The organism is Lacinutrix sp. MEBiC02595, from assembly GCF_053601555.1.
Window position 1 is genome coordinate 1 of the sequence record NZ_JBSHNU010000128.1, and the last position, 1,116, is coordinate 1,116.

The following is a 1,116-nucleotide window of genomic DNA, read 5'->3' on the forward strand; positions in this document are numbered from 1 at the left end:
GAGCAGATAGATTTTCGCACCAGATAATCTGTTTATTATTTAGTTAATTAAAATCTTTGTGACTTCAGTTTTACTTTTAGTTCCGATTTATCTAAGCAAATTTTGTTAATTATAAGTTAGGGAATTAGGTAAGCCCAAACTAAAACAATAGCAGAGAAAATAGAGGATTGACACTGTTTTTGCTAACGTTTATGTATAAGAATAGTTGCGGGTTTGTATGCGAGGATTTTCCGAAGGAAAATCAGACGTTACAAACACGCAACGACCTTTTTTTAAGCACTAAACCGCAATTATTTTTATACGGTGTTGTGCAACGTTTTTTTCGCAATTATGATTAAATCAGTTACTTTATTCTCGTTTTTGTCTCTGTAAACCTTTCTTTTCAATTCGGTTATTTTGAAATTATTCTTTTCAATAATCCCAATGAGGTAATCGGCTGTATAATAATTTATGAATAAAGATTTCCCTTTTCCATTACTTGCTTTTTTAAATTCCGACTTTTCATTTTCATCTTCCATTGTGCTTATATAAAGAACACCATTTTCTTTTATTATTTCGGATGAATTACTTACAAATTGTTCCAATTCATTCTTTGAAAGATAGGGAACACAAAAAGCACAGACCATTCCATCAAATTTTTTGCCTAAACTTTCTATATCTCGGAAATCTAATTTTTTAAACTCAACATTAGTAATATTTTTTTTTGCTAATTCTAACATTTTTTCTGATAAATCCGTCGCCAATATTTTTAAGTCAGGTCTTTTGTTCAATAAATATTTAGTGACATTTGCTGGTCCACATCCAACTTCTAAAATTGAAGATTCCATTTTGTATAATTGTTCACAAAAAATATCCAATGTGTCAGCGTATAAATCAACATTCATATATTGACTTTGATACAATTCCGCATTAACATCAAAAATGTCAATCGTATTTTTAGTTATGTCTTCCACGCGGTTTTTTTAAATGTTGCACAACGTGTTTGTGTATGCTTAGTTGCGTGTGTAAGTTACTAAATTAGTAAACAAAAACGGAATAGAAAATCTGTAAAGATTTTCCGAACAAACAAGAACCAAGCAATTAAATATACACGGTGTTGTAAGTAGTTTTTTTAAT

The 1,116-nt window shown here is 29.6% G+C and carries 1 protein-coding gene; it reads right to left on the minus strand.

All coding sequences use genetic code 11. From position 1 onward, the window contains the following. Window positions 1–296 precede the first annotated feature (296 nt). A complete protein-coding gene (locus ACVCZW_RS01390; protein WP_452231471.1) occupies window positions 297–953 on the minus strand; it encodes a class I SAM-dependent DNA methyltransferase in 657 nt (218 codons plus the stop codon). Window positions 954–1,116 lie beyond the last annotated feature (163 nt).